General features: G+C 44.0%; 2 protein-coding genes. Both read right to left on the bottom strand.

The features are described 5' to 3' along the window. On the bottom strand, positions 1-1,001 hold a 1,001-nt coding region (locus H6S82_RS28575; protein WP_191057129.1), incomplete at its 3' end, for a DHA2 family efflux MFS transporter permease subunit. Between the two features lie 52 nt (positions 1,002-1,053). Continuing rightward, the gene (locus H6S82_RS28570; RefSeq protein ID WP_190464012.1) at positions 1,054-2,394 is read right to left on the bottom strand and encodes a cytochrome P450; all 1,341 of its coding nucleotides are present in this window, start codon (positions 2,392-2,394) and stop codon (positions 1,054-1,056) included. Positions 2,395-2,545: the final 151 nt, after the last annotated feature.

The following is a 2,545-nucleotide window of genomic DNA, read 5'->3' as shown; positions in this document are numbered from 1 at the left end:
AATGGCACTATGAATAATTGCGGCATTCCACCCCACATAATTACTTCACCAATTTGCATCGCATTGTATCTTTGAATTTGGGCTAAGTACAAAGGTAAAATATAGATGGAACCGTACAAACCTACCCCAAGCGATACGTTGACAATACTGGCTAAACCAAAATTGCGCCGTCCTAGCAAACGTAAATTGATAAAAGGTTTTCTCCTGGTAAATTCAATCCAGAAAAATATAGCTAGAAAAATAACGGCTATTACAGTTAAACGCACAATCAAATCGCTAGAAAACCAATCTTTACGACTACCTTCTTCCAAAACAACTTGCAGCGAACCCAAGCCGATCGCCATCGCAATAATTCCGCCCCAATCTCCATCTTTAAGCAGATGCAGTTGTATCGGTTGAGGTTCCACAGCATACCAAACCGCAGCCAGCAACAGCAAACCGGGAAACAAATTTAAGTAAAAAACGTATTGCCAACTGTAATTTTCCGTCAGCCATCCTCCCAAAGTGGGGCCAATTGAGGGTGCAAAAGTTGCTGTAATCGCAAACATCGCTAAACCGATCGTTTGTTTTGCAGGCGGTAGATTTGTGAGAATATAAGTAAACGACATCGGAATTAAAACGCCACCCGTCAACCCCTGCAAGGCGCGAAACACAATCATAGAATTCAAATCCCACGCCCAAGCGCAGCATATAGAAAAGAAAGTAAATAAGCCGGCATTGACTAACAAATACCAGCGCAGGGAAAATACTCGCGATAGCCAGCCTGTTAGCGGAATTACCACAATTTCCGCGACGAGATAAGCGGTAGCAATCCAAGAACCTTCTTCTAAAGTTGCACCCAATGCTGCCTGAATTTGTTGCAAGGAGGCGTTGGTGATTTGGATATCCAACACCGCCATAAATGCGCCCAAGATTGTCCCGAAAAGTCCAATCCAAGTTTTTAAAGGTATGCGATCGTCTGGGGGTTTTTGCGGTGTTTTTTTAGCAGCTGCATCAGTCATAATAACTCCTCACATATCACTTTCGTAGGGTGGGCATTGCCCACCCTACCTGCTAACTTTTCTTCAGCGTTACTTTAATCCCGTATTCCGGTCGCAGAGTAATCGAAGGTTGAGGTACGATCGCATAATCTTGCACGACATTAACTTCAAACTTTTGGGCAATTGTCGCCAACAACAAAACCGCTTCCATCATCGCAAATCCTTTACCGATACAAGTACGTGGGCCATCACCGAACGGAAAATAAACCCCCCTGGGAAGTTGCTTTTCTAAATCGTTAGCCCAGCGTTCCGGCTGAAATACTTCTGGATCTTCAAAATAGCGAGGATTGCGGTGCATCACCCACTGACTCATCATCACTTGACATCCAGCAGGCACTTCATATCCGCCTATTTCGCAATCCTGAGTTGCTTCGCGAGTCATTATCGGTACGGGTGGATAAAGTCGCATTGCTTCCTTAATAATCATCTCGGTGTAGCGCAATTTCGGCAGATCCGCAACAGTAGCAGAACGGGAGTCAAGTACCTCTTTTAACTCCGCTTGCAATTTGCTACGCACTTCCGGATGTTGAGATAAAAGCATCCACGTCCACGACAGAGTATTCGCCGTAGTTTCGTGACCTGCTAACATCAGGGTGATCGTTTCATCTCGCAATTGCTTATCTGTCATTTGGCTGCCATCTTCTTCATCTTTTACCTGCATCAACATTGACAGCAGATCTCCGGTATCTTCACCGCTAGTACGCCGTTCCTCAATCAGGTGATAAATGCTTTTATCCATTTGCTGGATGGCATTTTTGTAGCGGATATTTTCCGGTCTGGGAAACCATTCCCAAATAAAAAAACCTTGCTTGCGCTTATTTTCAAACCAGTGCATTGCCACATCGATCGCATAAGCTACATTTTTAGCTTCTCCCTCCGTAATATCCTGGTTAAACAGGCACTTCATCACAATATTTAATGTTAGCTGCATCATTTCATCGTGAATATCGCGAGTTTCGCCATCTTGCCAAGTATCGATCGCCCTTTCGGCATAAGCAACCATAATCTGACCGTAACCTGCAATGCGCTTATGGGAAAATACTGGTTGAATCAGGCGTCGCTGATGCTGCCACCAGTCTCCTTCACTGCTGAGAAGTCCTTCGCCTATAAAGCTTCGCAGCGCCCTTATGCCTTTAGATTTTATGAATAAGATTCTCTCTTTGAGAACTTGTTCGATATATTCAGGCTGAGTCAACAGACACGCTGGTGTTAAGCCCAAGCGCAGGGGTACAATATCGCCATATTCGCGGGTACATTTCGTCAAAAAACCCAACGGATCTTGACCCAACTCGGCCAGGTTGCCGACTATGGTATTTCCTTCTGGGCCGGGTAATTCAAATAGGTCTTGACTCATGGTTTGTTCTCTCACACAGATTTTATACTGTTAAAAATAGCCCAAAATATAATGGCAATAATTCGGTCTACTGTGTTTGTGAATACAAAAATTATTAAAATTTAATTAGTTTTAAACCATCAAGCCGCTCTGTTGCGGTCATTGTATGCGA

The organism is Planktothrix sp. FACHB-1355, assembly GCF_014748295.1.
GTDB lineage: Bacteria > Cyanobacteriota > Cyanobacteriia > Cyanobacteriales > Aerosakkonemataceae > Aerosakkonema > Aerosakkonema funiforme_A.
Note: the sequence above shows the minus strand (reverse complement) of the source record. Positions and strands in the feature narration are given on the sequence as shown.

What these genes read in the sequence shown, in the direction of transcription:
- H6S82_RS28570 (WP_190464012.1), bottom strand. Translation starts at nt 2,394, where the DNA reads ATGAGTCAAGACCTATTTGAATTACCCGGCCCAGAAGGAAATACCATA.